This window comes from Ancylobacter sp., assembly GCF_965229075.1.
GTDB lineage: Bacteria > Pseudomonadota > Alphaproteobacteria > Rhizobiales > Xanthobacteraceae > Ancylobacter.
This window is the reverse complement of sequence record NZ_CBDDIO010000001.1, coordinates 124,071-149,050: the sequence shown is the minus strand read 5'-3', so window position 1 is coordinate 149,050 and position 24,980 is coordinate 124,071. Positions and strand designations below refer to the sequence as shown.

35 protein-coding genes and 1 pseudogene are annotated in these 24,980 nt (G+C 68.5%); 8 read left to right on the top strand and 28 right to left on the bottom strand.

All coding sequences use genetic code 11. The features are described 5' to 3' along the window. Position 1: 1 nt before the first annotated feature. From ACO07Z_RS00935 to ACO07Z_RS00865, 15 genes are all read right to left on the bottom strand, one after another. The gene (locus ACO07Z_RS00935; protein ID WP_421696979.1) at positions 2-277 is read right to left on the bottom strand and encodes a hypothetical protein; all 276 of its coding nucleotides are present in this window, start codon (positions 275-277) and stop codon (positions 2-4) included. Further along, complete coding sequence (locus tag ACO07Z_RS00930) at positions 274-1,158, bottom strand: arabinofuranosidase catalytic domain-containing protein (RefSeq protein ID WP_421696978.1); 885 nt, start codon at positions 1,156-1,158, stop codon at positions 274-276. The genes ACO07Z_RS00935 and ACO07Z_RS00930 overlap by 4 nt, the downstream gene beginning before the upstream one ends. Before the next feature lies 1 nt (position 1,159). Continuing rightward, entirely contained in the window at positions 1,160-1,465 is a 306-nt protein-coding gene (locus ACO07Z_RS00925; RefSeq protein ID WP_421696977.1) for a spike base protein, RCAP_Rcc01079 family, read from the bottom strand. A gap of 16 nt (positions 1,466-1,481) precedes the next feature. Continuing rightward, complete coding sequence (locus tag ACO07Z_RS00920) at positions 1,482-2,171, bottom strand: DUF2793 domain-containing protein (protein ID WP_421696976.1); 690 nt, start codon at positions 2,169-2,171, stop codon at positions 1,482-1,484. Positions 2,172-2,197: 26 nt separating this feature from the next. Further along, the gene (locus ACO07Z_RS00915) at positions 2,198-6,100 is read right to left on the bottom strand and encodes a baseplate multidomain protein megatron (RefSeq protein ID WP_421696975.1); all 3,903 of its coding nucleotides are present in this window, start codon (positions 6,098-6,100) and stop codon (positions 2,198-2,200) included. Between the two features lie 39 nt (positions 6,101-6,139). Then, complete coding sequence (locus ACO07Z_RS00910) at positions 6,140-6,577, bottom strand: NlpC/P60 family protein (protein ID WP_421696974.1); 438 nt, start codon at positions 6,575-6,577, stop codon at positions 6,140-6,142. Further along, positions 6,577-7,443, bottom strand: coding sequence for a DUF2163 domain-containing protein (locus ACO07Z_RS00905; protein ID WP_421696973.1), 867 nt, complete (start codon positions 7,441-7,443; stop codon positions 6,577-6,579). The genes ACO07Z_RS00910 and ACO07Z_RS00905 overlap by 1 nt, the downstream gene beginning before the upstream one ends. Beyond that, positions 7,440-8,081 carry a phage distal tail protein, Rcc01695 family gene (locus ACO07Z_RS00900; protein ID WP_421696972.1) on the bottom strand — a complete coding sequence of 214 codons (642 nt, stop codon included), beginning with the start codon at positions 8,079-8,081 and terminating at the stop codon, positions 7,440-7,442. Before ACO07Z_RS00900 ends, ACO07Z_RS00905 begins: the two co-directional genes overlap by 4 nt. Continuing rightward, positions 8,082-8,681 carry a phage tail tape measure protein gene (locus tag ACO07Z_RS00895; RefSeq protein ID WP_421696971.1) on the bottom strand — a complete coding sequence of 200 codons (600 nt, stop codon included), beginning with the start codon at positions 8,679-8,681 and terminating at the stop codon, positions 8,082-8,084. Between the two features lie 174 nt (positions 8,682-8,855). Beyond that, positions 8,856-9,041: a phage tail assembly chaperone gene (locus ACO07Z_RS00890; protein ID WP_421697857.1), complete on the bottom strand. Its 186-nt coding sequence runs from the start codon at positions 9,039-9,041 to the stop codon at positions 8,856-8,858. Further along, positions 9,038-9,403, bottom strand: a complete 366-nt coding sequence (locus tag ACO07Z_RS00885; protein WP_421696970.1) for a gene transfer agent family protein — start codon at positions 9,401-9,403, stop codon at positions 9,038-9,040. The genes ACO07Z_RS00890 and ACO07Z_RS00885 overlap by 4 nt, the downstream gene beginning before the upstream one ends. Before the next feature lie 493 nt (positions 9,404-9,896). Next, complete coding sequence (locus tag ACO07Z_RS00880) at positions 9,897-10,304, bottom strand: phage major tail protein, TP901-1 family (RefSeq protein ID WP_421696969.1); 408 nt, start codon at positions 10,302-10,304, stop codon at positions 9,897-9,899. 359 nt (positions 10,305-10,663) lie between these two features. Continuing rightward, a complete protein-coding gene (locus tag ACO07Z_RS00875) occupies positions 10,664-11,080 on the bottom strand; it encodes a DUF3168 domain-containing protein (RefSeq protein WP_421696968.1) in 417 nt (138 codons plus the stop codon). Positions 11,081-11,165: 85 nt separating this feature from the next. Continuing rightward, entirely contained in the window at positions 11,166-11,486 is a 321-nt protein-coding gene (locus ACO07Z_RS00870) for a head-tail adaptor protein (protein WP_421696967.1), read from the bottom strand. Then, positions 11,483-12,049 carry a head-tail connector protein gene (locus tag ACO07Z_RS00865; RefSeq protein WP_421696966.1) on the bottom strand — a complete coding sequence of 189 codons (567 nt, stop codon included), beginning with the start codon at positions 12,047-12,049 and terminating at the stop codon, positions 11,483-11,485. The genes ACO07Z_RS00870 and ACO07Z_RS00865 overlap by 4 nt, the downstream gene beginning before the upstream one ends. An 84-nt stretch (positions 12,050-12,133) precedes the next feature. Here ACO07Z_RS00865 and ACO07Z_RS00860 point away from each other — a divergent pair, with 84 nt between their 5' ends. Beyond that, positions 12,134-12,853 (top strand): S1 family peptidase, encoded by a 720-nt coding sequence (locus ACO07Z_RS00860; protein WP_421696965.1) that lies wholly within the window; start codon positions 12,134-12,136, stop codon positions 12,851-12,853. 9 nt (positions 12,854-12,862) lie between these two features. Here the strand turns inward: ACO07Z_RS00860 and ACO07Z_RS00855 are convergent, their stop codons facing one another. Next, complete coding sequence (locus tag ACO07Z_RS00855) at positions 12,863-13,186, bottom strand: low molecular weight protein tyrosine phosphatase family protein (RefSeq protein ID WP_421696964.1); 324 nt, start codon at positions 13,184-13,186, stop codon at positions 12,863-12,865. 296 nt (positions 13,187-13,482) lie between these two features. Here ACO07Z_RS00855 and ACO07Z_RS00850 point away from each other — a divergent pair, with 296 nt between their 5' ends. Both ACO07Z_RS00850 and ACO07Z_RS00845 read left to right on the top strand, forming a co-directional pair. Beyond that, complete coding sequence (locus ACO07Z_RS00850; protein ID WP_421696963.1) at positions 13,483-13,707, top strand: hypothetical protein; 225 nt, start codon at positions 13,483-13,485, stop codon at positions 13,705-13,707. 71 nt (positions 13,708-13,778) lie between these two features. Next, complete coding sequence (locus ACO07Z_RS00845; protein WP_421696962.1) at positions 13,779-14,006, top strand: hypothetical protein; 228 nt, start codon at positions 13,779-13,781, stop codon at positions 14,004-14,006. Between the two features lie 112 nt (positions 14,007-14,118). Here ACO07Z_RS00845 and ACO07Z_RS00840 read toward each other — a convergent pair whose 3' ends face one another. From ACO07Z_RS00840 to ACO07Z_RS00810, 7 genes and pseudogenes are all read right to left on the bottom strand, one after another. Next, on the bottom strand, positions 14,119-15,363 hold the full coding sequence (locus ACO07Z_RS00840) for a phage major capsid protein (protein WP_421696961.1): 1,245 nt from the start codon (positions 15,361-15,363) through the stop codon (positions 14,119-14,121). Positions 15,364-16,024: 661 nt separating this feature from the next. Further along, positions 16,025-16,624, bottom strand: coding sequence for an HK97 family phage prohead protease (locus ACO07Z_RS00835; protein WP_421696960.1), 600 nt, complete (start codon positions 16,622-16,624; stop codon positions 16,025-16,027). Further along, positions 16,621-16,803, bottom strand: coding sequence for a hypothetical protein (locus tag ACO07Z_RS00830; protein ID WP_421696959.1), 183 nt, complete (start codon positions 16,801-16,803; stop codon positions 16,621-16,623). The genes ACO07Z_RS00835 and ACO07Z_RS00830 overlap by 4 nt, the downstream gene beginning before the upstream one ends. Then, complete coding sequence (locus tag ACO07Z_RS00825; RefSeq protein WP_244377874.1) at positions 16,800-16,988, bottom strand: hypothetical protein; 189 nt, start codon at positions 16,986-16,988, stop codon at positions 16,800-16,802. The genes ACO07Z_RS00830 and ACO07Z_RS00825 overlap by 4 nt, the downstream gene beginning before the upstream one ends. A 95-nt stretch (positions 16,989-17,083) precedes the next feature. Further along, entirely contained in the window at positions 17,084-17,734 is a 651-nt protein-coding gene (locus ACO07Z_RS00820; RefSeq protein ID WP_421697856.1) for a DNA-methyltransferase, read from the bottom strand. Positions 17,735-17,804: 70 nt separating this feature from the next. Beyond that, on the bottom strand, positions 17,805-18,965 hold the full coding sequence (locus ACO07Z_RS00815) for a phage portal protein (protein ID WP_421696958.1): 1,161 nt from the start codon (positions 18,963-18,965) through the stop codon (positions 17,805-17,807). A gap of 207 nt (positions 18,966-19,172) precedes the next feature. Further along, positions 19,173-19,307: pseudogene (locus ACO07Z_RS00810) on the bottom strand (ATP-binding protein); the annotation flags it as partial. A 33-nt stretch (positions 19,308-19,340) separates the two neighbouring features. Here ACO07Z_RS00810 and ACO07Z_RS00805 point away from each other — a divergent pair. From ACO07Z_RS00805 to ACO07Z_RS00785, 5 genes are all read left to right on the top strand, one after another. Continuing rightward, positions 19,341-20,015: a hypothetical protein gene (locus tag ACO07Z_RS00805; protein ID WP_421696957.1), complete on the top strand. Its 675-nt coding sequence runs from the start codon at positions 19,341-19,343 to the stop codon at positions 20,013-20,015. Then, positions 20,008-20,349: a hypothetical protein gene (locus tag ACO07Z_RS00800; protein ID WP_421696956.1), complete on the top strand. Its 342-nt coding sequence runs from the start codon at positions 20,008-20,010 to the stop codon at positions 20,347-20,349. Before ACO07Z_RS00805 ends, ACO07Z_RS00800 begins: the two co-directional genes overlap by 8 nt. Beyond that, complete coding sequence (locus ACO07Z_RS00795) at positions 20,342-20,992, top strand: hypothetical protein (RefSeq protein WP_421696955.1); 651 nt, start codon at positions 20,342-20,344, stop codon at positions 20,990-20,992. The genes ACO07Z_RS00800 and ACO07Z_RS00795 overlap by 8 nt, the downstream gene beginning before the upstream one ends. Further along, positions 20,985-21,275, top strand: coding sequence for a hypothetical protein (locus ACO07Z_RS00790; RefSeq protein WP_421696954.1), 291 nt, complete (start codon positions 20,985-20,987; stop codon positions 21,273-21,275). The genes ACO07Z_RS00795 and ACO07Z_RS00790 overlap by 8 nt, the downstream gene beginning before the upstream one ends. A gap of 740 nt (positions 21,276-22,015) precedes the next feature. After that, positions 22,016-22,411, top strand: coding sequence for an HNH endonuclease (locus ACO07Z_RS00785; protein ID WP_421696953.1), 396 nt, complete (start codon positions 22,016-22,018; stop codon positions 22,409-22,411). A 237-nt stretch (positions 22,412-22,648) separates the two neighbouring features. Here the strand turns inward: ACO07Z_RS00785 and ACO07Z_RS00780 are convergent, their stop codons facing one another. From ACO07Z_RS00780 to ACO07Z_RS00760, 5 genes are all read right to left on the bottom strand, one after another. Then, positions 22,649-23,272, bottom strand: a complete 624-nt coding sequence (locus ACO07Z_RS00780; RefSeq protein ID WP_421696952.1) for a trypsin-like peptidase domain-containing protein — start codon at positions 23,270-23,272, stop codon at positions 22,649-22,651. A 21-nt stretch (positions 23,273-23,293) separates the two neighbouring features. Then, positions 23,294-23,539 carry a hypothetical protein gene (locus tag ACO07Z_RS00775; protein WP_421696951.1) on the bottom strand — a complete coding sequence of 82 codons (246 nt, stop codon included), beginning with the start codon at positions 23,537-23,539 and terminating at the stop codon, positions 23,294-23,296. Between the two features lie 116 nt (positions 23,540-23,655). Continuing rightward, complete coding sequence (locus ACO07Z_RS00770; protein WP_421696950.1) at positions 23,656-23,991, bottom strand: hypothetical protein; 336 nt, start codon at positions 23,989-23,991, stop codon at positions 23,656-23,658. Next, positions 23,991-24,764, bottom strand: a complete 774-nt coding sequence (locus ACO07Z_RS00765; RefSeq protein ID WP_421696949.1) for a glycoside hydrolase family 108 protein — start codon at positions 24,762-24,764, stop codon at positions 23,991-23,993. Before ACO07Z_RS00765 ends, ACO07Z_RS00770 begins: the two co-directional genes overlap by 1 nt. A gap of 25 nt (positions 24,765-24,789) precedes the next feature. Next, positions 24,790-24,951: a hypothetical protein gene (locus ACO07Z_RS00760; RefSeq protein ID WP_421696948.1), complete on the bottom strand. Its 162-nt coding sequence runs from the start codon at positions 24,949-24,951 to the stop codon at positions 24,790-24,792. Positions 24,952-24,980: the final 29 nt, after the last annotated feature.

The window sequence follows — 24,980 nt, the reverse complement described above, 5'->3', positions numbered from 1 at the left end:
CTCACACTTCCGCGGCAGGCCAGCCCTCGCCGGGCAGCGCCTCGACTTTCGCCGCGTGCTCCTCCGCCGTGAGCAAGCGCTCATAATCCGCGGGCGGCAGGTCGATCTGCGCCCCCTGCGGCGTCGGCGGAATGATCAGCGCCGCCCGCCCATCGCTCGGGTGCTCCTGCCACGCCCAGAGGAACTGCGTCGCCCCCGCGGGGGTGCCGAGCGCGCGCCAGGCCGCCGCGCTGCGGGCAGCCGCCTCAGCGGCCGAGGCGAAGATCAGATAGCTCATGGCATGATCCCCTGCAGGGCGGCGTCAAGGGCCGCGACATCGAGCGCGCTGCGGGACAGCACCAATGTCGACATCTGGCCGGCGAGCGGGGCGCCGGCATTGGGCGAGATGCCGATCCGCACCAGGCTGTCGCTGTCGACCGACGCCACCGCAGTGCCGAGCGTCGCGGAGGTCGAGCCGCCATTGACGCCGATGTCGAGCGCGCCGTCGAGAAAGCGTGCCCGCCCGATGAGGCGCTCCCAGGCACCCATCGTGTAGGCCCGCGACGCGACAGGCGGGTTGTCGGCGTCGGTGGCGGACACCGCCAGCCGCACGGCGTTGAGGGTCGGCGTATGTAGGAGGCCAACACGATACCAGGAGAGGTTCCCGCCTCTGGACGCGGTGAAGAAAGCCGTGGTCAGCGACGGCGCCGACGACATCCCCACCACGGCGACCGTGAGATTGCCGGCGTTGCGCGCGAAGCCCGCCGCGCCGGCAATGCCGAGACTCTGCGCTCCGGAGAAGACGAGGATCGGGCGCCCATTGGGGCCGATGTCGACGGCGCCGGCATTGACCAGTCGCGGCTGGGACGCCGTCACGCTTTGCGTCGCGTGTCGGCCATTGCCGCTCTGATCGTACCAGGTGACGACGAACGCACTGGCACTCCCGGCGAAGGCGAGCAGCCCGCCGACATCCAGCGCCCCAGGGAAGGTGAAGCCGATATCCGCCTCCGCGCCATCGCTGGAGCGCCGCACCCGCACGCCGGGCCCGGAAGTGGACGACACCAGCCGCGCCAGCCCGTAGGCGGCATAGAGCGTGCCGGCGAAGGCGTCGAGCGAGGGCCGCGCCGGCGGGCTGCTGGCGCGGCGCGCGAGATCGAGGGCGAAGCCGAAGGCCGCCATCTCAATCGACTCGGTGAATGACGAGGCCGGCCGTGCTGCCCGTGGCCAGCACGCGCCGCACCAGGAATTCCAGCACGCTCACCTGGCCGGGCGGCAGAGGAAGGGTCAGCGGCGCGTCGTCGGCGGCATCGACGGGGAGAATGCGGATGTCCGCGCTCGCCAGCGTGGCCGGCACGAACACCCGCAGACGTGCATAGCGCGGCAGGTCGGTGGCGTCGTTCGGCACCACGAGCGCGCCGGCACGGCCGAGCCCGCCGGGCGAAAGCGCGCGGCGGTGCCAGGGGTCCTTGGCGGAATCATAGGGCATGGTTCGCTCCCTGATATCAGAGGGTGAAGGCGAGATAGGACAGGACGAGGCGCACCCGCCCGCCGGTGAAGCTGCCGCCCAGCGCGGTGATGCGCAGCGGCGTGTCGGCATAGACGGCCTGAGGGCCGATCACCCCGATGTTGCCGGCGCCGGCGGCGATGCCGAGCAACCCGCCGAATTTCGCGGTATCGCCCGCTATGCCGACCTCATAGGCGGTGGCCCCCGTCACCGCCGCCACGGTGCGGCTGGCCACGGCAAGCACGATCGCCCGGCTGGGAATGAGGAGGGTGGAGGCGACGAAGGCGCCGGTGAGGTTCAGTTCCTCCTCCGCCATGCGCAGGGTGGCGGTGGCGCCGGACGCGGTAAACGCCAGCGCCTCGCGCCAGGCGGTGCCGTCGAACAGCAGGCTGCGCGCCTCGCCCGCCACATAGGCGCGCCAGCCCGCACGCGGGGCGAGGAAGCGCCAGCCGGAATCGTAGAGCGCGATCTCCCCCTCATGGCCGGCGAAAGCGCCGCTGGCACCGGCCGCCACCAGATGCCGGTCGCCGGGCAGCGGGCTGGCCGGCGGGGCGGTGCGGGTGCGGTCGAGCACGGCGAGCTGCGTCGCCGCGTCGAGCAGCATCAGCGCCTCGTTATGGGTCACATGCTTCTGCGCCTGCGCCGCCGCCAGCAGCGGCAGGGCGAGGAGCGGCGTCGTCTCGCTCATGAAGGGCTCCTGTCGGGAGAACGAAATCAGCTGCGCAGCCGCGCGGTCAGCGCCGCCCCCGCGCCAACCTCGGCCGAGAGCTGGGCGATGCGGACATCGAGAAAGGGCTGGGCCGCGCCGAAATCGGCGATCTCGTCGGCGCTCACATAGAGAACGGCCGGCGCGGAAACGGTGAAGCGGCGCTTCACGGCGTCGCCGCTCAGAATCTCCACCGCATAGGCCTCGCTGGTCTCGCCGAGCGGCACCTCGACCAGATCCCAGGAATCGCCGCCCGCCCGCGTGCGCCGTGTCCAGCTCAGCGTCACCCCGGCGGGGCCACGACGGGCGCGGGCATGCACCGGCGCGAAGGGGCGCAGCGCCTCCGGCCCGAGCGTGGCGGCGATCTCGGTCACTGCGTCGTCGCCATGGTCGCGATCGCTGCCGCCGATGCGGTAGGTGACGGCGCGGCCGATCATGTCGAGCCCGCTCGCGACCGGCACCAGATTGGCGTCGATCTTCATCAGCTTTGTCCCCGCCGGCCAGTCCTCGGCCGCCCGCGCCTCGGTGCCGAGCTGGCCGCGCAGCAGGCCGGAGAGCCGCCAGCGCGACGTGCCGATCAGCGTGGCCTCGGTGAACTGGATCACCTCGACGCCGCCCGAGGGGTCGATCAGCGCCAGCGCATTGGCCCCGCCGAGCACCGCTTCCGCGCTCGCCCCCGCCACCAGCCCGCCATCGAGTTCGACCTCAAGGCTGCCCCGCTGCCAGCGCCAGAGCGGGCCGGCGGGCAGCGCTTCCAGCGTTTCCCCGGTCACTGCCGCCGCCGAAAGTGTCGCCACCGGCGCGAAGCTGCCGCCATCCACCGCCCGCCAGACGGTAAGGCTGCCCGGCCACGGCGTGACGAAGGCGCCGAGCCAGGCCAGCACCGGCGCGCCCTCCCCACCCGCCAGCGGCACGCTGATGAGATGCACCAGCGCCGGCCCCTCGCCGCCCGGCAGCTCGACCTCCCCCGCCCGCCCCTCGCGCAGCGCGAGGGCGAACACGGCGGGATCGATGCTGCGCGCGTTGAGCTGCCTTGTGCCCCGGTCCTCGATGGAGACGATCTCCATCAGCCGCGCCCGCCCGTCGCGTTCCAGCCGCAGCAGGTCGCCCGGCTCCAGCGCGAGATGCGAGGGCGGCAGCGTCAGGCTCAAAGTGTCGCGCCCCGCCCACGCATCCTGCAGCCATTGGTCGGCGAGGCTGGCGGCAAGGCCGGGATCGGCCACCATGGCGATGTCCATGCCGGTTTCCGCCCGCGCCGCGCCGGCCAGACGGCGCGAAACGGCGGTGGCGCGGCGGTAGTCATTCGTGCCGTCGATGAAGCCGAGCGTGGCCGCGAGCGGCAATTCGCCCTCCGCCGCGCGCACCAGCGACGGGGCGGCGATGCCCTCGCCGGTGGCGATGTCGTCATCGGTCAGCACCGCGCGCACCCGCCCGCCGCGCGGGGCGAGCGCGAGGGCGCCGCCACGCTCGACGAGGTCGAAGGCGAAGGCCCGCGCCAGCGGTTCCAGCGCCGCCCGCGCCGTCATCGGCCGGTCGACGACATAGCCGTCGATGATGCCGCGCAGCTCGCCGGTAGCAATGTCCGGCACGCCGAAATCCGCCGCCAGCACCTGTGTCAGCTCGGCCAACGGCGCGGCGCCGAGCCGGCCGGTGAGCCAGTGCCCGGTCTGCCAGTTGGCCCCGTCCGCCCACACATGCGTGGCGTTGGGAAACATCGGAAAGGGCCGCGCGTCCCAGGTCCACAGATGGATCGCCGCCGGGTCGATCATCCGCCCGCCCGGCAGCGCCGGGGCCAGCGGGTTCAGCGTGGTGGAGCCGGAGAAGCCGGCGAGACTCACCTCCAGATGCCGGCGCTGTATCAGGTCGTCACGCGCGCCGGTGGAAAAGGGCGGCAGCCCGCCCTCCGTCGATTTCGGGTCTGGAAAGGCGCTCGGCCGGTTGGCGCCCTTGTCCACCGCCGGGCAGCCGATTTCCATCAGCCGCACCGGCTTGGAACCCGGCACCCATGCCGTCGGGCTCGCCTGCCGCACGCCGCCGACGCGCTCGTGATGCGCGTGGCTCCACCAGCCGGCGAGGTCCTTTTGGCGAAACACCCACGCCTCGCCATAGGCGCCATCGGTGATCGGGGCGCGCGCCTGCGCGGCGCGGGCGGCTTCATCCGGGTAATACCAGTCGAAGGCTTCGCCGCCCGTGAGGTTGCCGGCGAGATAGGCGCGGTCATGCCCGCTCTCATACGCGTCCGCGTCGAGATGGACGTCGCCCTCGCGCCAGTCGGCGAGCGGGGGATACCAGTCGATGCCGATGAAATCGAGCGCGGGGGAGGCCCAGAGCGGGTCGAGCGGAAAGCGCAGCTCCGCCCCACCCTCGCGCACATGCGCGCCATATTCCGTCCAGTCGGCGGCATAGCCGATCTGCGTGCCCGGCCCCAGCATCGCCCGCACCTCGCCCGCCAGCGCGGCGAAGGCGCCGGCGGCGGGGTAGACGCCGGGCGCGCTGCGCACGCGGGTCAGCGCCGCCATTTCCGAACCGATGAGGATGGCCTCCACCCCGCCGGCGATCTGCGCCAGCTTGGCGTAGTGCAGCACCATGCGGCGCAGAGTCCATTCCGCCGGGCCGGCATAGGTGACCTGGCCGGAGGTCGCGCCGAAATGCCCGGCGGTGGCGGTGCCGAACAGAGCCGCCACCTGCGCCCCCGCCGCCGCCGTGCCGTCGGGCGAGCCGGCCACACCGGGGGCGGGGTGGCAGGTGATGCGCCCGCGCCAGGGATGCGCCTTCTGCATCGCGCCCGGCGCATAAGGGTCGGGCAATGTGTTGCCGGGCGGAATGTCCATCATCACGAACGGGTTCAGCGTCACCTTGAGCCCGCGCGCCTTCAGCGCCTGAAGCGCGGCGATCACGCTGGAATCGGAAGGCGTGCCGCCATAGGCCGGCTTGCCGTCAAATTGGCTCACCAGCGCCGCCGTGCCGCGCGTCTGCCCCGCCACCTGCCAGCTCAAGGGGAAGATCCCGATCTGCGTCGGCTTGCTGCGCCGCTCCACCGCCGGGCGGATCTGGCACTGGCCGGCGCGCAGATCGGTGCCGAACCAGGTGACGACCAGCGCCACCCGTTCGAGATTCGGGCAGGCGGCGAGCAGCTGGTCGAGGCTGGCGGCAAAATCGCTGGCATGGGTGCTCACATGCCGGTTTTCCAGCTGGTAGACGCCCGGCCGGTCCACCCGCAGCACCTCGCGCGGCTCATAGCCAAACTCGGTGGCGCCGGGGATCAGCGTCACCGCCCGCACCGCAGTCTCCAGCGCCCCCACCGCCCGCTCGACCTCGACGGAGATCTGCGGCAGCCGGTTGCCGAAGCGGGCGAGCGGCAGGCGCTCGAAGACCAGATAGGCGAGGCCGCGATAGGCCGGCGCCCCCGGCACGCGCGCCTCGATCAGCGGATCGGGCAGCTGGTCCTCGCCGCCGCGATGCAGCCGCACATTCAGCGCGCGGGTGTCGAGCAGCCTTCCATCGGCCCAGATGCGGCCGATCCGCGTCACCGGGCCCTCGCACAGGCCGACGGCGAAGCTGTCGAAATAGCTGTAGGTCGTGGTGCTGGCGCCGCCGCCCGCCATGCCGCCCTTGCCGCCGGCGGCCTGCGTCTGGGTGGACACCACCTCCTGCACCGGCGCCGCCCAGATCACCTGGCCGGACAGCCGCGCCCGCCCATAGAGCCGGGGCAGCGCCGCGCCTTCCGTTGAGGTCATCGTGCCGAACTCGGCGAGGCGCGGGCCTTCCGTGCGCTGGCCGGGGTTCAGCACCAGGCTGTCAATGGCGGAGCCGCCAAGCGCGCCCAGCGCCCGCCCCGCCAGCGCCCCCACCGGCCCGAACAGCGCCCCGCCAATCGTCCCGCCCAGCGCGCCGAGAATGAGTGTGGCCATAAGCGACTCCCCCAGGTGGAAAACGACGTGCCCCGGTCCTCACGCGCCGGGAAAGGCGAAGGCGAAGGCGAGGCGGCGGCGCCACCAGGGGGCGAGGAACACCTCCGCCACCGCAGCGCCGTCATGGGCGTGCACCATGCGCTCGGGCGTCACCAGCAGCGCCGCGTGCTTGGCGGGAAAGCCCTCGCGCCAGCGGAACAGCAGCACATCGCCGGGGGCGATCGCCTCCGGTTCCACGGCACGCATGTGGCGGCCCGCCGCCTCCGCCATCTGTTCGGCCTTCGTTGCCTCCGCCCAGTCCGGGGCATAGGCCGGCAGGTCCTGCGGCTCCGGCCCCACAACCGCCCGCCACACGCCGCGAATGAGGCCGAGGCAGTCCGCGCCCTCGCCTTTCAGCGAGGCGCGGTGGAGATAGGGCGTGCCGATCCATGCCCGCGCCTCGGCGATCGCCTGCGCGCGCATTTCCGCCGCGCCCATCACGGCCTCCCCGGCGTCGCCACCCGCAGCACCGCGTCATTGCCCGGCATGTGCGGAAAGCCACGGAAATTCAGCGTGTTGGCGAAGCGGTCGCGACAGGTGGCAAAGCTCTTGTCGCAGCCGGCGGTGACGGTGAACGTATCGCCCGGCGCCAGCGCGGCCGGCGGGCGCTGCCACAGTTCCAGCCGCACCGCGCCTTCGCTCACCGTGTGCGCCTTCACCTCGGTGGCGAAGCCCTCATTGGCGCCGCTGGTGAGGACGAGCCGCCCCTGCGTGAACCAGCCGGCGGCATAGGCGCCGAGCCCTTCCGCCACGATCAGCCCCGGCGCCTCCGCCGCGCCCACCGTGCCATGGCCGGTGAAGGCCGGCGCGGCGAGTGCGATCCGGCAGCGGCCATCGCCGAGATCGGCGTCACAGCCGGCGGTGAACAGCCGCCCGCGCACCACGTTGAGCGCGGATGAGAGGCCGCGCAACTCGGCGGTGAAGCTTCCCTCGCTGCGCCGCACCTCGCCCAGATGCGCCCGGCGCAGCAGCAGAAAGTTCGCCGGCGCCGACCAGTCCACAAGGATCAGCTCGATCCCCGCCCCGTCATAGCGCCCGGCATCGAGATCGCCGTCGTCGATCAGCTCCGAGGTCAGCGCCGCCGCCATCTCGCCACCGCCGACCGCGAAGCCCAGCGACGCCGCATCCTCGCTGCCTGAGGCGCCGGCGGCGGCGCGGAACAGCGTGCCGTCGACGGTGAGGTCCTCGTCATGTTCGGTGAGGGCGATCACCACGCCGTCGCGGCGGGTCAGCCGCCAGCAGCGCGCCAGCGTCGTCACCCCGCCCGCGAGCGACGCGGCGAGGCCTTCGGGCAGGTCTCTCACGGCCGTATCTCCACAATGGGAATGCGCGGGATCGCCCCCGCCTCAAAGGCGGAGAGGTTCACTTCGAGAAAATCGGTGTCGAAGCGCACCGGCACATCGAACAGGAAGCCGGCGGTGACATTGGCCCCCAGCGCCGGCACATGGCCGGGCAGAAAGGTGACAAGCCCCGCCGCCGCGTCGAGGGTGAAATGCGTGCCCGCCACCCGCTCCACGCCGTTCACCGCCACCCGCACCGAGCCGGCGACCGGCTTGGCGATGGGGCGGGCATAGGGCGCATGCGCGCCGCCATAGGTCTTCACCAGCGCAAACTGCGCCCGCGCCCCGGTGCCGCTGCCCAGCGCCTGGTCGAGCGGCGTCACCGCCGCCCCCGGCGTGCCGGAGGCATGGTCGAGCCGGTCGCGCCAGCGAAAGCCGAACAGCCGCCCGCGCCGCTCCTCGAAGAAGGCGACGACGGCGGAGAGCTGCGCCAGCGAGGTGACGCCATAGCCGGCATCCCAGCGCCGGCGGGAATGGGCGAGCCGCGTGTTGCGCTCCTCGCGGCCGGTGAGGGTGGTGACGATCTCCGTCGCCCGCTCCGGCCCGCCCGCCGCGCCAAGCGCGATGTCGAGCGGAAACAGCGTCTCGTGAAAGCCGTGCATTTACAGGCTCCTTTCCCCGCGCGCCACGGCGCGGGCGATGAGGCCGGCGAGATAGGCGTCGGAACGGCGGAAGGCGCCCGGATCGGGCGTGGCGACATTCACCGTCACCTGCGTGGCGCGGCCGCCGCCCTGCGCGGCGACGCCGAGCCGGCCATCGGCCCCGCGCGCCAGCGGCAGGATCGCCTCCGCCCCGCGCTCGCCCATCAGGCCGAGTTGCGCCCCGGCCATGGGGAAATAGGTCGGCGCCGCCACCACCCCGCCACGGGCGAAGGGGGTGACGCGGCCCTTATCGAACGCCGCGCCTTTGGCGAAGCCGGACAGGCCGCCGAGCGCCCCTTGCAGCAGGCCGGAAACGCCCTGCTCCAGCGGCTTGAAGGCGATGTCGAGCGCCAGCGAGGACAGCCGCCCCGCCAGCGTGCGCAGCACGTCGTCCGCCTCGCGGCCCTTCAAAGTGGCGCCGGTCAGCGCATCGCCCACCGCCCGGCCGAAGCCGCGCGCCAGCCGCTCGGCTTCCGCGATCTCGCGCTGAAAGCCGCTGGTATCGGCGCGGATATCGACCGTCAGCCCCTCGTCGAACGCATCCAATTCGTCCGATGCCATCGTGCCCTCCTGAATGAAATGGTCCCGCGTTTCGGCCCAGCGGAGGCGTAGCCCGAGCGCCCTCAGGACCGGGCTTGACCCGGCCACCCGGCCTTGGAACCGGGCGCGGGCGGCTGCGCTGGGTCCCCGGGTCACGCCCGGGGATGAGGGCCCGCGCGGCGAGGCAGTGCCCGCTCAGTCCGGGAACTGCGCCATCAGCGCGGCGGCGAGTTCGCGCGGGGTGAGGCGCCAAAAGGCGCGCGAGGACAGGCGCAGCCGGCCAAAGCCGAAGGCCATCGCCTCCTCCCAGGGGAAGGGCGGAGCGCCCTCCCCGGGAAAGGGCGGGGCACCCTCCCCGTCGAGGCGAGACGGCCCCCCTATCCCGCCGCCTCCGGGAGATCGGGCAAAGGGCGGGCCGCGCCGTCGCCCGCCTCTTCCCCGCCAAACGTAGCGGCGATCAGCGCGCCGACGAGCCGTGCGAAACCGGCCGCCCCGCCCGGCGTGGTCATGCGCGCCACCTCCGCCTCGGTGACGCTCTCCCCCGCCCCGCGCAGCCCGGCGGCGATGAGGCGGATGGCGTCGCGCGCCGCGAGCCGCCCCTGTGCGAAGCGACCGGTGAGCGCCACCAGATCCTCGGCGCCGAACGCGTCCTCAAGCTCCGCCAGCGCGCCCAGGGTCAGCACCAGCGTGCGCCGGCGCCCGTCGAGTTCGGCGGAAATCTCGCCACGGTGGCGATTGGCCATGATGTGTTCCTCCCTCAGGGCTGAAGCTGACGCGAAAACACGACCCTCATCCCCGGGCTTGACCCGGGGACCCGGGCGTCCCCGGCGCTCGCCCGGCGATATACGGGGTGGCCAGGTCAATCCCGGTCCTGAGGGAGATGGGGAACGCACCCTCACAGCGCCGCCGGCTCCTGGCCGCCTGTTTATGAAAGCACCCCAACAGCCCTCATCCCCGGGCTTGACCCGGGGATCCAGCCCTCCCCGCCGCTCGCCCGGCGATATACGGGGTGGCCGGGTCAAGCCCGGTCCTGAGGGAGATGGGGAACGCCCCTCACAGCGCCGTCGGCTCCTGGCCGCCTGTTTCTGAAAGCGCCTCGAAACCCCTCATCCCCGGGCTTGACCCGGGGATCCAGCCCTCTCCGCCGCTCGCCCGGCGATATACGGGGTGGCCGGGTCACGCCCGGTCCTGAGGGCGGGGCATGTTTTTCGCCGCGCGTGCGCCTCGCCGCGCCCCTCACAGCGCGGCGAAGGTGATCTCCCCGGCGCTTTCCAGCGCGATGTCGAACGTCACCTCGCGGTCGTGCTCGCCGGCGAATTCCAGGCTGGTGATCTGGAACGGCCCGGCCAGCGTGCCGAAATCCGGCACCACGATCTGCGCGTTGCGCAGCGTGCCGTCGAAGAAGCTCTGGCGGATCAGCGCGTCCGACGCGCCGTCCTTGAACACGCCGGAGCCCGCCACCGAGGCCCGCTTCACCCCGGCCCCGGCGAGCAGCTCGCGCCAGCGCCCGGCGCTCTCGGCATGGGTCACGTCCACCGCCTCGGCATTGAAGGCGATCTGCCGCGACCGCAGCCCCGCCACGGTGACGAAGGCCGTGCCGTCATGGATCTTCAGAAGAAGGTCCTTGCCCTTCTGCGCCGCCATCGGCCGCTCCTTTGCTTGCGATACCGTGTGTTCGACGGTATTCAGAGATGGTTAACCCTTGGGAACTAAACTCACTCCGACGCAAGACTGCGGATGAGGTCGCGACGACTTCACACGTCGAATCCGCAAACGCCGCCAAGTGACTTCATGTTCTGAATCAACTTCAGGCGGATTCCTGAGTCGGCGGAATCGCTTGCGCGGTTTTCTTCGCGGCTTTGCCAAATCGACAATCCGCTTTGCACACCCGGCGCGGCCGGGCCGGCGCCCGGATCGCGCGCCTTCTCACATTCCGATTCAACCCGGCGCGGATTCTTGAGTCGGCAGAATCATTTGCGTGCAAATGCTGCCGGCGCTGTCCGTCACGCCGGCTCGGTCACCGCGCGGAAGCGTAGCAGGGCGCGATAGGTGCGCCCGCCGGGCTCGCGGCGGATTTCCGCCGAGGTGAACCGCAGATTGACGAGCCGGTGCCCGTCAAGGCCGAGCGGCGCGTCGTGCAGCGCCTGCTGCACCAGATGCGCCAGCTGGTGCGCCTCGGCATGCCCACCCTGGCGCGACCAGCAGGCAAGGCTCAGCCGATGCTCGGCCCCCGCCTCGGTGGCGGTGGACCAGTCGCTCACCTGCGCCTCGCCCAGCGTCACATAGGGAAAGGCCGGGCTCGCCGGCGGCAGGTCATGGATGCGGCCTTCGCCCAGCGCGGCGGTCAGCGCCGCGTCCGTGGCGAGGGCGGCGTGGATCGCCCGGCGCAGCGCCACCGCCGGCGCGGTCGCGGCGCTCATCGCCGCCTCCCGTCAAACCGGCGCGGCGCCAGCTGTGCCAGCCGGCGCCGCAGCGTTTCCAGCCCGCGCAGGCGGGTTGCGAATTTCATGGCGTCTCCTCCCGGCAGTCGCAGATCAGAAAGCGCCCGCGCCCGTCCGGGTCGCTCACCGCCTCGACGAGAAAGCGCCGGGCGCCGAGCCGCAGCCGGTCGCCCGGCTGCACGGTGGCGGGCGCGCGCAGGGTGACGGTGTGGGCGAGCAGCGCGCCGGGCCGGTCGGCAAGGTCCGCCGCCGCCCCGCGTGTCGCGATCGCCCCCCACAGGCTGTCAACGGCGAGGAAGCTGCGGGTGACGCCGCCCATGCCGTCCGGCATCTCCACCGGCGTTTCCTGGACCAGCCGGTGCCTTAAGGCCCCAATGCCGCTCATAGCCGCGCCACCCGGAACGGCGCCACCAGCGCGTCGAGCCGGGCGGGAAAGGCCGCGCTGGCCCCCGCGACATCGCGGTGCTCGTAGAAATGGGCAAGAACCACCCGCACCGCTTCCACCAGCGGCGAGGGCACATGGTCCGCGTTCGGCCCATGGCCGGCGGTGATGTCGAGCGCGATGCCGGCGAGCGGGCGCATCGGGTTGGGCACAGCCCCCCGCGCGACGCGGATCAGCCCCGGCAGCCGCGCCGTGTCGAGCGTGAAGGCGTCGAGCGGCAGCGCGGTTTCGGTGCCGTCGGCGGCGATAAGGCGGGCGGCGGTCAGCGCCTTCAGCGGGTTCGCCGGCACCGCGATCAGGCCGGAGGCGGGCCAGGCATTGCGGACAAGGCGCCAGCTCTGCTCGATCAGCACGCGCCGCGTCAGCGCCTCCACGGTCGCCCGCGCGGCGGTGATGAGCGAGGCGATCAGCGCGTCCTCGGCGCCATGGTCGACGCGCAGATAGGTCTTGGCCTCGGCGAGCGTCAGCGGCTCAGCCGTCGGCCCGGCGAGAAGGATCGCGGGCATGGTGCCTCTCTGTGTGAAGGGGTTGCCGATTGACGTTGCGGCCGGGCACCGCCACAACGGCGCGCCCTTGTCTGGAACGAGCCGATGCGCCTCCTCCTCTCCGCCGTCCTCACCGCTCTCGCGCTCGCCACCCCCGCCCGCGCCATTGTCGGCGGCGGGCCGGCGGAGCCCGAGCTGGCGGCAGAGACGGCGATGATCGTGTCGACGCGCGGCGCCACCTGCACCGGTGTGGTGCTGGGTGCAAACGTGCTGCTCACCGCCGCCCATTGCGTCGAGCCGGCGGCGGATTATGCGGTGGTGGTGTTCGAGGCCGGGACGCCGCGCCTCATCCCGGTCGACCGCAAGGCGGTGCACCCGTCCTTCGATCCGAACTCGTTCGAAACGCGCCGCCCGACGCCGGACCTCGCTCTGGTGCGCCTCAGCGAGACGCTCCCAGCCAGCTTCCGCCCCGCCGCGCTCACCCGCGAGGTGGCGCTGCCGCCGAAGCGCACCGCCTTCACCGTCGCCGGCTATGGCGTGACCAAGGACGGCGACGGCAAGAGTGCCGGCACGCTGCGCGCCGTTACCCTTCCGAGCATCGGCACGACGGGCGGCATCATGGTCCGCCTGTCCGACGGCGCCGCCAAGGGCGGCTGCACCGGCGACAGCGGCGGCCCGGTGCTCATCGACGGTGTGGTCGCCGGCATCATAGGCTGGTCGACGGCGGCGGGCGGCGCGCGCGGCTGCGGCGGCGTCACCGGCGCCACGCTCATCGGCCCGCAGCGCGCCTGGATCGACGCCACGCTGCGGGGAATCGGACGCTAGGGCGCGACCTCAGCGCAGGAACGGCCTCACCTTGCGCTCCAGCAGCGCCACCAGCGCCGGGTCCATGAAGGCGAAGCGGTCCGGTATGTCCAGGCACACCAGCCGCTTGTCCTTGAGCGCGGCGCGGTAGCGCGCCTGCAGCTTGTCCCGCTGCGCCTTCTCCATCACGAAGACGATGTCGGCCCAGGCCACGAGGTCGGCCGTCACCGGGGTGTCGGCATCGCGATTGGTGCCGGCGGACGCGACCTCAAGCCCCTCCCGCCCGGCGAAGACCTGCTCGGCGGTCGGGCTGCGCAGCCTGTTGCGGCTGCACACGAACAGAAGACGTGTCAAAGGCGGCTCCGCAAGTGGTCCTGCCCTGTAGCGGCCAGAAGCGGCGCGTGCAATCGTCACGAGCGCGCGTGCGGTGCCGTCTCGGTTCGATTTTAAAGCGCGCGCGATCTTATCGATTGCGCCCTTAGGCACGCCCGCGCGCCTCCGCCAGAGCCAAACACGCAGTTGTTATTGCATCTGCGCAATCCTATCGGCGCCTTATCGCAACTGGCCATGCGCCGATGCCGGAACTAGCTTCTCCTCATGAACGGCGCGGCCGACACGGGCCGCCCACCCACTCTTCGGAGAAGACCAAAATGAACAAGATCCTCATCGCCGCCGTCGCCCTCGCCACCTTCGGTTCGGTTGCCGCCCAGGCTGCCGATGGCCGCGACGCCACCACCTATGAGCGCGCCGCTTCGGTGCAGGCGGAAGCCGCCGCGCCGGTCGTCGAGGGCCGCAACGCCGCGGTCGCGGTTCCCGCCACCTCCGACGCCTACATCAAGCAGGCGGTCGAGGCGAACGCCCGCTCGACCAACTGATCTCCCGCTTCCCCCCAAGGCCGGCGCCCCCAGGTGAGCGCGCGCCGGCCACTTTTCAAGGAGTATCGACCATGAACAAGATCCTCATCGCCGCCGTTGCCTTCGCCACCCTCGGCGCCGTGGGCGCCCAGGCCGCCGGCCGTGACGCCACCCTCTATGGCACCCACCCGGCCCCGCAGGTGCAGAGCCAGACCGCGCAGCCGGTCGTGGAAGGCCGCAACGCCACCCTGACCGTGCCCGGCACCTCCGACGCCTATATCAACCAGGCCGTCGAGGCGAATGCCCGCTCGACCAAGTGACCTGCTCGACCAAGTGACCGCTCGACCAAGTGAGCCGAACGGACCTTTCGAGACCTGACCGTCTTCTGGGGCGCCCCTCACCGGGGCGCCCCATTTTTTTTTGACTTGCCGCTCAGGCGGCGAACTTCAGCAGCTTGATGGCGTCGAAATCCTGCACCCCGCCGCCGACGCGCTTGGTGGTGTAGAACAGCACATAGGGCTTGGCGGAATAGGGGTCGCGCAGCACCCGCACCCCGGCCCGGTCGACCACGAGATAGCCGCGGCGGAAATCGCCGAAGGCGATGGAGAGGCTACCCGCCCCGATGCCCGGCATCTCCTCCGCCTCGTGGACGGGAAAGCCCATCAGGCTCGGCGGCGTGCCCGGCGCGCTGGGCGGCGCCCACAGATACTGGCCGTTCTCGTCCTTCAGCTTGCGCACCGCGCCCTGCGTGCGCCGGCTCATCAGGAAGGAGCCGTTCTGCCGGTAGCCGGCTTTCACGGCATAGACGAGATCGACCAGCGGGTCGGAAGGGCTGGCGGCGGGGAAATCGCCGGCGGCGCCGGTGGCGAGGAAGCCGAGCTTGCCCCACACCCAGGCGCTCTCCGCCACCGTGTCATAGGCGAGGAAGCCCTTCGGCTTGCCCACCCCGTCGCCGGTGACGAACGCCGTGCCTTCCTGGCTCGCGAAGGCGGCTTCCACCTCGATGGCGAGCCATTCGTCGATATTCACCGCCGAATCGTCGAGCAGCGTCTGCGTCGCCGCCGGCATGGCGTAGAGCTCCATGGCGGGGAAGGCGATCTCGTCCAGCACCGGGCTGGCGGTCTGGCCGCGCGCGCCGGTTTCCGCCACCCAGCCCACTGCCGGACCGGAGGTCATGAACGGCTTCTTGTAGGTTCCGGCCGAGATCACCCGCACATCGGCGAGGGCGCGGATCGGCGAGAGCGCGGTGAGACGGCGGCCGATCTCGCGCTCGGTCTCGTTCGGCACGGTGTAGCCGCCATCCGCGCCCACCCCGGCGGAGAGCGCCTTGGCCTCCAGCCGTTTTAGTCCCGCCGCCTCGCCGGTCCGCACATAGGCGTCGAACGCCGCCTTGTGCTCACGCGCGGCGAGGTCGCTGACGGCATCGCCGCCGCCCAGCAGGGGACGGCGGGCTTTCAGCACCAGCTCATCGATCAGCGCCTTCTGCGCGTCGAGCGCGGCATTGATGCGCGCCACCTTGTCGTCGGCGACGACATCGCCGCCACGCCGCTCCAGCGCGCCGAGCCGCTGGTCGTTGGCATCCTTGAACGCCTCGAAGGCGCTCATGAATTCCTCGAAGGCGGCCGAGACTTCGGGGCCGGCGGACTTGCATTCGGGGGCAATGGGGCTCGGCTGCATGGAGTTGATGTCCTGTTTGCAAGAAGTGAGGTCATCCCGGCCGCCGGCGCCGCCGGAGAGCCGGGATCGTGAGACGGAATGTGCGATGCCGGATTGGTCGGGCGGACCGTCCGCGATGACGGCGGAAGGCGGGTTGGTCGCCTTAGGGAACGGTGCCCTGGACAAGCCGCGTCACACGCGGCGCTGCAACGTCGCGTGACCGGGCCACGGACGCGACCTCATCCCCGGGCTTGACCCGGGGACCCAGCCCTTCCGCCGTTGCGCGGCCAAAGTCCGGGTGGCCGGGTCAAGCCCGGTCCTGAGGGTCTTTGAGCGACGCCCGTTATGCTGAGGTGCCGGCGCGCCGCGCCGGCATTGAGCCACGCAGGCCCTCACAGCACCGGCCGCAGCCCCGGACAAGCCGCGTCACGCGCAACGCCGATCCGGGGCCCCTCCCCCTTCCTCATCCCCGGGCTCGACCCGGGGACCCAGCCTTTCCGCTGGTGCGCGGCCAAAGTCCGGGTGGCCGGGTCACGCCCGGCCATGAGGGGAGACACTCTGCGAGCGACCATCCTTCGAGGCGCGCTACGCGCGCACCTCACGATGACGACGTTCGTGATGCCACCGCCCGTCCTGCTGAGATGCCGGCGCCTCGCGCCGGCTTTGAGGCCCGCAGGCCGGTTCAGGTCCCCCCCACCGGCCGCAGACCCGGCAGGGCGCGCAGGCGGCGGGCGCCGCGTCGGATCGCGCCCGCAAGACAAGCTCCGGCCCGCGTGTCGCCGGCCCGCTTCACCGCCGCGATGCGCGCATCCGGCTGCATCGGAAAGGTGACGACCGACACTTCCCACAGATCGATGCGCGAGAGCCGGCGCACCCTTGTGCGCGGGTCGGTGCGGCCCTCCACCGCGCGGAAGCCGATGGACAGCCCGTCAATGGCCCCGGCGCGCATCAGCGCCAGCACCTCGCGGGCGCGGGCGACATCGAGGGTGAGCTGGCCTTTCACATAAAGCCCGACCGAATCCTCGTGGAGACCGAGCCAGGTGCCGATGGGCTCGGCCGGGTCGTGCTGGAACAGCAGCCGCACCCCGCCGGCGCCGCGTTCGGCGAGCGAGTGGCCGAAGGCGCCGGGCAGGATCAGGTCGCGGCCGAGATCGACCCGGCCGAACAGCGCCGCATAGCCCTCGAAGCGGCCATCGGGCGCGATGCTGGCGAGCGCGCCGGCAAAGGGCGCGGCCCCGGCCTTGGTCTCGCGCAGGGGGAAGGCGCGGGCGTCGAGGCTCATGCCCCCTCCCCCGTGCCCGGCCGGCGGGTGGCGGCCGTGCGTTCCAGCCGGCCGAGCGTGCGGCCGAACTGGCGAAACACCTGCGGCGCCTGCCCGGCCCGGTCCGGCGCCGGCAGAAGCGGGCCGAGCCCGGTGAAGCGGCCGGGCAGGAAGGCCCGGATGCGCGGGGTCGAACTCATGTCTCGTCTCCGAACTGGGCGTTGAAGCGCGCGATCTCGCGCACGAAATCATCGAACCGGCGCACCGCGCGGCCCAATTCGCGCAGCGCGACGGCAGCCAGCGCCGAAGCCCCCAGCGCCCACATCAGCAAGGCGAGATGGGCGATGTCGGCCTTGGCGGCGAAAGCGGTGATGAGCGGCTGCATGGGGGTCTCCCGACTGCAGATGGAGGCGAGAGCCACACTGCAAGCTGCCTTTGTTTGGATTCCGTCAAAATTTTCTAAATCGATAATTGATATAGCTAATATTTCGAAACTTCTTCCAATCTTTTGCACGCTATTTCATAGTATTTTATATTAGATTCAATTCCTATATATGGAATATTACTATTTATACATGCAACACCAATGGACCCGGAACCCATAAACGGATCAAGTATGGGGCCTTCCATGATTTTAAGTAGGGCGGACATAAGTTCGACGGGCTTGCCCGCCATGTGATCTCTGTCGCGCGGAGGCCGACACCGAACGACACCTGCCGCAGTCGGACCTGCCAAAGACCGTCGTCCATTCGTTCCCCAAACGACGTACTCTGCTTGGTTTCGATATCGGCCTTGTTGGGGCCGCGCGCACTCAGTCTTGTCCCAAGGAACAATGCCCCGCCAGACCCAACCTGCAGCTTGGATCGCGTCTGTTGTAATCGGCAATTGCCGCCAGTCTGAAAAGACGCAACAGATGCCCGATGGCGACACTTTCGCCCGCGCCTTTGTCAACCACAGGTTAGACCACGCGAGATAAGACCGTTGATCACGGCAATCACCATCGAACTCTGGATTCTTTCCCGATCGGAATGAGTATTTTTGGCTTGTCAGTATGTCGCGATTGGATCGGAGCGAGTTTCCGCTAGAATAAGGAGGATCGGCCAGCAACGCTCCAATGGAATTATCCGCCATTTGGCTTATTATCTCGACAGCATCACCGTGGAAGAGATGTGCCTGGCCTATCACATGGTGCTGCATTCCCTCACTCCCGCACCCCATAGCCCACCGCCTGGCGCTTTTCGTCGTCGGTGAGGAAGCTCGCCTCGTTCACCCGGCGCCACAGCGCCTCGCGCTCGCCGTGCAGCACCTCGATGGCGTCGAGGTCCGGCTCCAGCACCAGCCGCCCCGGCCCATAGGCGGGGCCGAGCCAGAGGCTGATCTCGTGCAGCAGCCGGCGGCCGAGCGGCAGGATGGTCTGGCGCCACAGCACCCGGCTGGCCTCAGCGTAATTGGCATAGGTGGCGTCGCCGGGAATGCCGAGCAGCATGGGCGGCACGCCGAAGGCGAGCGCGATCTCGCGCGCGGCGGCGTTCTTCGCCTCCAGGAAATCCATGTCGTGCGGCGAGAGCGAGAGCGGGCGCCAGTCGAGCCCGCCTTCCAGCAGCAGCGGCCGCCCGGCATTGGCGCTGCCGGAAAAATTCGCCTCCAGCTCTTCCTTCAGCCGGTCGAACTGCTCGTCCGAGAGATTGCCCGCCCCGGCATAGATCAGAGCGCCGGAAGGGCGGGCGGCATTGTCGAGCAGCGCCTTGTTCCAGGCGCCGGCGGCGTTGTGCAAATCGAGCGCCATCTGCGCCGCCTCCAGCGGCGGGGCGCCGTAATGGTCGTCGAGCGGGTTGAACAGCGCCACATGCAGGATCGGCGGCGGCACACCTTCCTGCACGAAGCGCACCGAGCGCCCGCCGGCGGTATAGTCATAAGCCTGCGCCCAGCCATCCGGACCGGGCACCACGCGCATGCGGTCCGGGCGCAGCACATGGAGTTCGCGCGGCGCGCCGCCGAGGCTCACCGCCTCGACATAGGCATTGCCGGCCAGCAGCAGATGCGCGGCGAGCGCCTCCATCAGCCCCGCCCCGGCCAGGCGCGCATTCGGCTGCGCCAGCAGGTCGAGCAGCGGATGGCTCGCACTCTCGCGCCCGTCCTCGCTCAGCAGCGGGCGCAATTCGCTCACCCCCTGGGCGATCAGCCGCACGCAGCGATAGGCGATGGCGTTGCGCTGATAGCCCTCGCGGGCGAGTGCGCCATAGTCGCGCGGCGTCCATTGCGGCCGGTGGCCGGCGAGCAGCGCCACCAGCGCCTGGGTGCGCGAGGCTTTCGCCTCGGGCGCCGCCGCCCGGCGACCGAGCGGGAAGGGAAAGAGCTTCATCAAAGGGCTCCGGTCCGTGTAGCCGATCTCATTGCATCCTGGCGGGATCACCGCCCTCCACCTCCATCCTTCGAGGCGCGCTCCGCGCGCACCTCAGGATGACGGCGCTCCAGGTCGAACCCCTCGTCATGCTGAGGTGCCGGCGCAACGCGCCGGTCTCGAAGCACGCAGGCCTGGCACGCAGGCCCGGCACGCAGGCCCGGCCCCTCACACCCGTCGCACCCGGGGCGCCGTGGCGCGGGGGCCGAGCGCCAGGGCGGTGACGGCCCAGACCAGCGCGTCGAGCCGGTCGGGCGAGCGGCCGTTGGAGAGGCCGTCCGGGCCGAAATCGCACATCTCGTCCAAAACTGACGAAATACAAGCGGAATCAACGACGTGCGTTTTACCGAGGGCAAGCCGAAAAACCGTGAACAAGCCCAGAACATCGGGGCTGATTGTAAAGCGGTTTTTGGCCCCTCTCCCCAACGGACCCCCAATGATTGGGATCGGCTCATGACTGAGGAAAACATTAACGCAACTGAACTCCTTCCGATCTGGAAGGACAACGGCCTCGGCAACCGCATCTACAAGGCGTTGCACGCCTACCTTGATGACTACGTGTTCAGTCCTGATGAGGGGCCGGATCACGAGCCGACAGAATTTGAGCGCATGCTGCTGGAAGATTTTTTCAACGGCGCGATCAGCGATGAGGCAGTGAACGCCATCCTGCAAGAGGCGGCCCGTGCCATAGAGGCATCTGCTGGCCCCGAAAATGTAGACCGATGGAAGGGCGAAGAGCCGCCACGTGACGGCGCACCATTTCTGGGCATGGACATCTACACCATGCGCTGGACGCCCTACAGCAAGAAATCTGAGCAGTACAAGCGCGGAATAGCGGGCAGGTGGCAGCGTGCCGGCGAGCATGGAGGATGGGAGAATTGCCCGCCTCCCAGCGCGTGGAGGCCTTCCCTGCCTCGAACAGGGAAGTCCTCCGCCGAGAACTCCCGCTATGCATCTGATGGCCTGCGGGCATGGAATTTGTCTCATATCGCGGGGGCTTCTGATGACTGACCACCCCACCCCGTCCGCGCCAGGAGCGCGGGTGAATCCTCCTTTTGCTGATCAGCGCTTCGACACGTTCGAGCAGTGGGTCAACAAAGCCTCCTCGTGGCTGACACGCCATCCCGAATACAACAACACCGAGCACGGCGAGAAGAAAGGCTGGCGCGGGTCGCACTTCACCGCTCTCTGCTTCGACAGTCTCGGGCGGCGCTGCCAGTGCGGCAAGGACATGATGCGCGCCCGCGATGAAGGCGCCTTCCCGGTCTGGTGGATATGGCCCGATCAGATTGTCGAAGCGATCACCGCCGGCCGCGCCGCTCTCTCGGAGGCCGGCCATGAGTGAGGGGGAGAATAATCCCGGCCTCAATGGCGCACGAGCTATCGGGGCAAGCCGGGTTGCATCGGTCTTCGACGTTTCTATTCCGCCTCATGAGGACATCTATTCGGTCGAGCGGCATGGTGACGGCTACGCGATCTACTTCGGGCGCTCAGCCTCCCGCCACGGCTACAATCTGGCGCGCCTGTCCGACATAGCTGCGAACGGCCGCGATCTGCCGAAGCTGATCGAAACCGGCCTAAACGCTGCGGACACCATCACCACCCTCACCCACCAGCTAGAAGCCGAGCGCGAGCGGGCGGTGAAGGCCGAAGAACGCTGCGAAGCCTACAAGGGGCAGGTAGAGGCCGGGGCGAAGGAGATTGAAGCGCTCAGGGCCGTGCTCCGTGAGAAGGCAATGGAATATCTCGCCCTCGATCAGCAGGCCACAGAGGCGCTCGGAAGGGCGGTGAAGGCGGAGGAGGAGCTGGACGGTTGGCGTAACCAGATGAAGGCCGATGCGGGAGAAATCGCTCAGCTCCGCGAAGCGCTGTACCGGATCGCCAACATCGGTGCCGGTTCTGGCGCCTTGACCAGGTACAAGCGGCTGATCGAAGCGGAAGACATCGCCCGCGCCGCCCTCAAGACCGGGGAGCCCTCCCATGACTGACCTCACCGCACTGAAAGAACTGCTGGAGAGGGCTGGTGTTCGGATCAAGCCGCTGGTTTGGAATGATTTTTCCAACGACATATCTATCGCCCGCTCAGACCTTGGGGTTTACGTCGTTATAAGGGGGCACGACGGTCGGTGGTTTGCGCGCCGCGAGGGGATCAACATTCAGTACCCAACCCCTAGGGTAGACGGAAAAATCGAAGCGGTTGAAATTGCCCGCGATCATTACGAGAGATCGGCGCTCTCCGCCCTCATAGCCAAGGAGGAGAGCAATGCTTGACCTCCTCGCAGACTTGATGAGCGCGAGGCTATTGGCGGCTGTCTTCGTCGCCTATGTCGCGGGGTTCCTTACAGGGATGTACGTTATGGAGAGGGTGAGGGGATGAAACCCAAACAGCCGTCATGTCAAAATTGCGGGAGCACCGGCTGGGTGTGCGAAGAGCACACCGATGCTCCGTGGACTGGGGAAAGGGCCTGCGGGTGTGGTGGGGCCGGGGCGCCGTGCGAAGAGTGTAATTTCTCGCTCGGCAAGGATGACCCGCCTAGGATGCTCGCTGGCTGGACCCCGATTTGTTTCGCACCAGACATAGAGGAGTGAGGGATGGACGATAAAAGATCTAGGTTCGAGTCTATGATATGGCTTTACTCTAGTCTAGGGAAGGACGCTTACGAACGATCAGTTGAAGAGCTTAATATGGGCAATATTGGACAAGCAAAAAACGAGCAGATAGGGGCAAGCGCTTGTTATAATACGGCAATTTCCCACAGGCTTGCGCTTATTGAAATTTTGCACTTTAGCGAACCACAGCAGGCATAAAGGCTCCAAGTATGGAACCGGCATATTTTCGCGTTGGCAAAGGCCGTATTGAGTCAGTGACGATGGAAGAAGCGGTGCAGGAGAATAATATTCTCCGATCCGCCCTCCGCGCCATCATAGAGCGCGCAGACAACGGCACGCTAGGATCGTCTAAGGTGCAGGATATGCGAAAGCTGGCGAAAGAAGCTCTAGGAGAGTGAAGGATGGTTCGCCCTTATGGCGTCATTCAAATGCGCGGCCTGAAAGCTACACCCGGAGGGCGATGCCATTATTGTCATCGTATGACTGCCCCGTCAGATTGGCAAGCCGATGATCCGGGCCTTGTTTGTACTCGGGACCACATCACCCCGGCCAGCCGAGGCGGCATTGAAACGGTCATAGCATGCCGCCGCTGCAACAACGTGCGCGGTGATGCTCCCTACGAGATGTTCGTCTGGTGGATGCAGCACGTCAACGATGACAAAAACGCCTCTGCCATGCGGCGAGAGTTCCAGCGCTTCGTCTATGAAATGGCAGTAATTGGGTTCCGCGAGCGGACAGGGTACGATGGCGACACGGCAGAGCCGTGGGGCGAATTTTTGAAGCTATCTCGACGGTAGACGCGGGATACTGCGCGGTTTAGAGGTCCGCAATCTGCTTGAGAAACCCCGCCGGCCATTCCGAGGCTGGCATAAGCGAGGCATCGTGCTCACCCCTCTCCGCTTCATAGGCGGCTCGAATAAGCAGCGCCGCTAGAGCAAGAAGCCCTTGAGCGTCGTCATGCACGATGTTGTGCCGGCGCCCAACCATCACTAGGCCAGTCTCGGGGTCACGGACAATCCATTCATCCATGTCTGTCAGGGGCGCCCCATCAAGTCGCACACGACCCGACTAGGCACCGCGAAGCCAAATCCGGTGATGGTGGGGAATAGTCCGGCCCGGACAGTCTGAACGCCGACCGCGACACCGACAACGCGATTGCGGGACACAATGGCGCCACCCGACATACCCATAACGACAGTGCCATCTAGGGCCGCCACAGAGAGCCAAGGGCCGCGTTTTTCAGGCGCGCCAACCACCTCCCCGCTCGCATGCACGAAGTCGACAGAGCCTGGGCTTCCATAGGCCGAATACACGGTGCCAACAGGAAGGTCGGAACATGCCAACGGCACCGCCCCGATGTTCTCATGATCGTGGATGCGCAACAGCGCCACATCATATTCGCGGTTAAGCCAAAGGACTTCTGCGTCCTGACGGGCGCCGGTATTGGTGACGACCGTGGGCGCTCGACCGTCCACGACGTGAGCCGCTGTCAGGATGAATCCGTTCCCAATATGCGCCCCAGACCCGTGGCCTTCCGGCATATCGATCTTGACCGAGAACGACGCCAAGGGGACCGAAGCCGCCGGCAGCGCAAAAAGCACGAAAAGCACGCACGCGACGGCGCATAGAGCGAACGCCGCAAGGTTGCGGTAGCGCATGGATTGCTCCGATTCTGAGGATTATTTCGGATTGAACGCGGGAGCGATCCAGCCCCATATTTTTTGCACCGCATCGCCTAGAGCGGCAGTAGCAACCACGAACGCCGCCACGGTGATGATGCACCATTTGATGAAGCGCGAGACGGTTTTGGTGGCACGAGAGAACTCAATAGCCGCTTCTAGTTCTTCAATTCTTTCGTCTGTCAGGTTCGCGAGGAACGCACGGGCACGCGGGGTGAGGTCGTCAAAATGCGAAGGCTCACCCATTTCAGCGCCATCCACAAACGACCTTGCCGGCCGCGTTGTTCGCCTTAACCTGGCGGATGGTTTCGTCTGTATCGGAATCGGACCAGCGCACCGGCTGTAGCACCGTGCAGACAGCCCTACCGGTTGTCCCGTTTCCAGTTGTCTGGCTCACGCAACCTGCCGTCAGAAGCGTCGCGATCAGCACGCTGGCGAGCGGCAGTGCCGCGTTCGATGATTTCGTCTGCACGGGCCTGCTCCTGTTCTTTGGCGCGCTGGAGAGCACCGGACGCGCCCTTGTTGCGGCCGGCGAGATAGGCAACGCCGCCCGTCGCGATGACGATGACGGCGGTTTTGACGGGGGACGGCAGCAGCACCCACACGGGGCGCCAGAGGGTGTATGTTGCTGCTAGAGCGCCAGCGGCGAGCGCCGCCCATACCCACCAAGGGATGATGTCGATAACCCAGCCGAGCATCAGCCCGCACTCCGCAGGCGCCGCACGAAATAGAACGCGCCTACGCCAACCGCGACAATGACCGCGAAGCCAAGCGCCCACGCCAGAGGATTGGTCGGGTCAGAAGCAGCGTTGAGCGCGGCGCTGCCGACGGCTATAATGCCGCCCATCCCTTCGGGGGACTTGGCGATGTCCTTCAAGCTGCGATCTTCAACCGTGGCCTTCGCGGCGCCGGGGACGCCTCCCGGCTCGCCTGTCACCGGAGGAAGCGGGGCTTTGGCCGCCATGTCCAGCGCCACCTTGCGGACATCGGAAACACGGCGCTCCCAGCCTTTGCCAAAGGTCGGCCAGGTACGCAGGCTTTTCAGCATGGCAAGCCGAAAATCGTTTGCCTTGTTGATGACAGTCGCACCATTCGACTTTCGGGCCGCTTCTAGCGTTGCTTCGCCAATCTGCCCGTCTGCGGTCACGTCCAAAGCGCGCTGGAGCCATTTTGCCCCCTGCGAAACGCCGGAGTTTGCAGCGGCATCAAAAGTGCTATAGTCAATGCCCCTCGGGAGATCGTCGCCTCGGATCGCATCCCAATACTGGCGCCGATAGATGTCAGCTACCTCTTGGTCTTTGATGTAGCGAACAGACTGCCGGGGCAGTTTAAGGCGGTCGCGCCAGCCGTCATAAACCCGCTGAGTGACGCCCTTGTTTGTCGCGCCTCCGGGGTCTTTTGGATGGTTGACGTATCCGCCCTCGTGGATGAGTACGCGCTTAAGCGCCTCGTCGAAGCTCGACGCGGTCATGGGTTTCTCCAGATTGTCGGAAAGTTCAGAAGGCGAGCGTGATCAGCGCGGCGATGCCAAGGGCGACGGCGAGAAAGTAGAGCGGGATGCTTCCCATCTTCTCGTCTGCGGAGCGGCCCTTGGATTCTGCGACCTTGGCTACAACGAAGACAATCCCGGCGAGGCACACCAAAATGATCATGTACATATCAATCCCCAGATTGTCGGAAGGGTCAG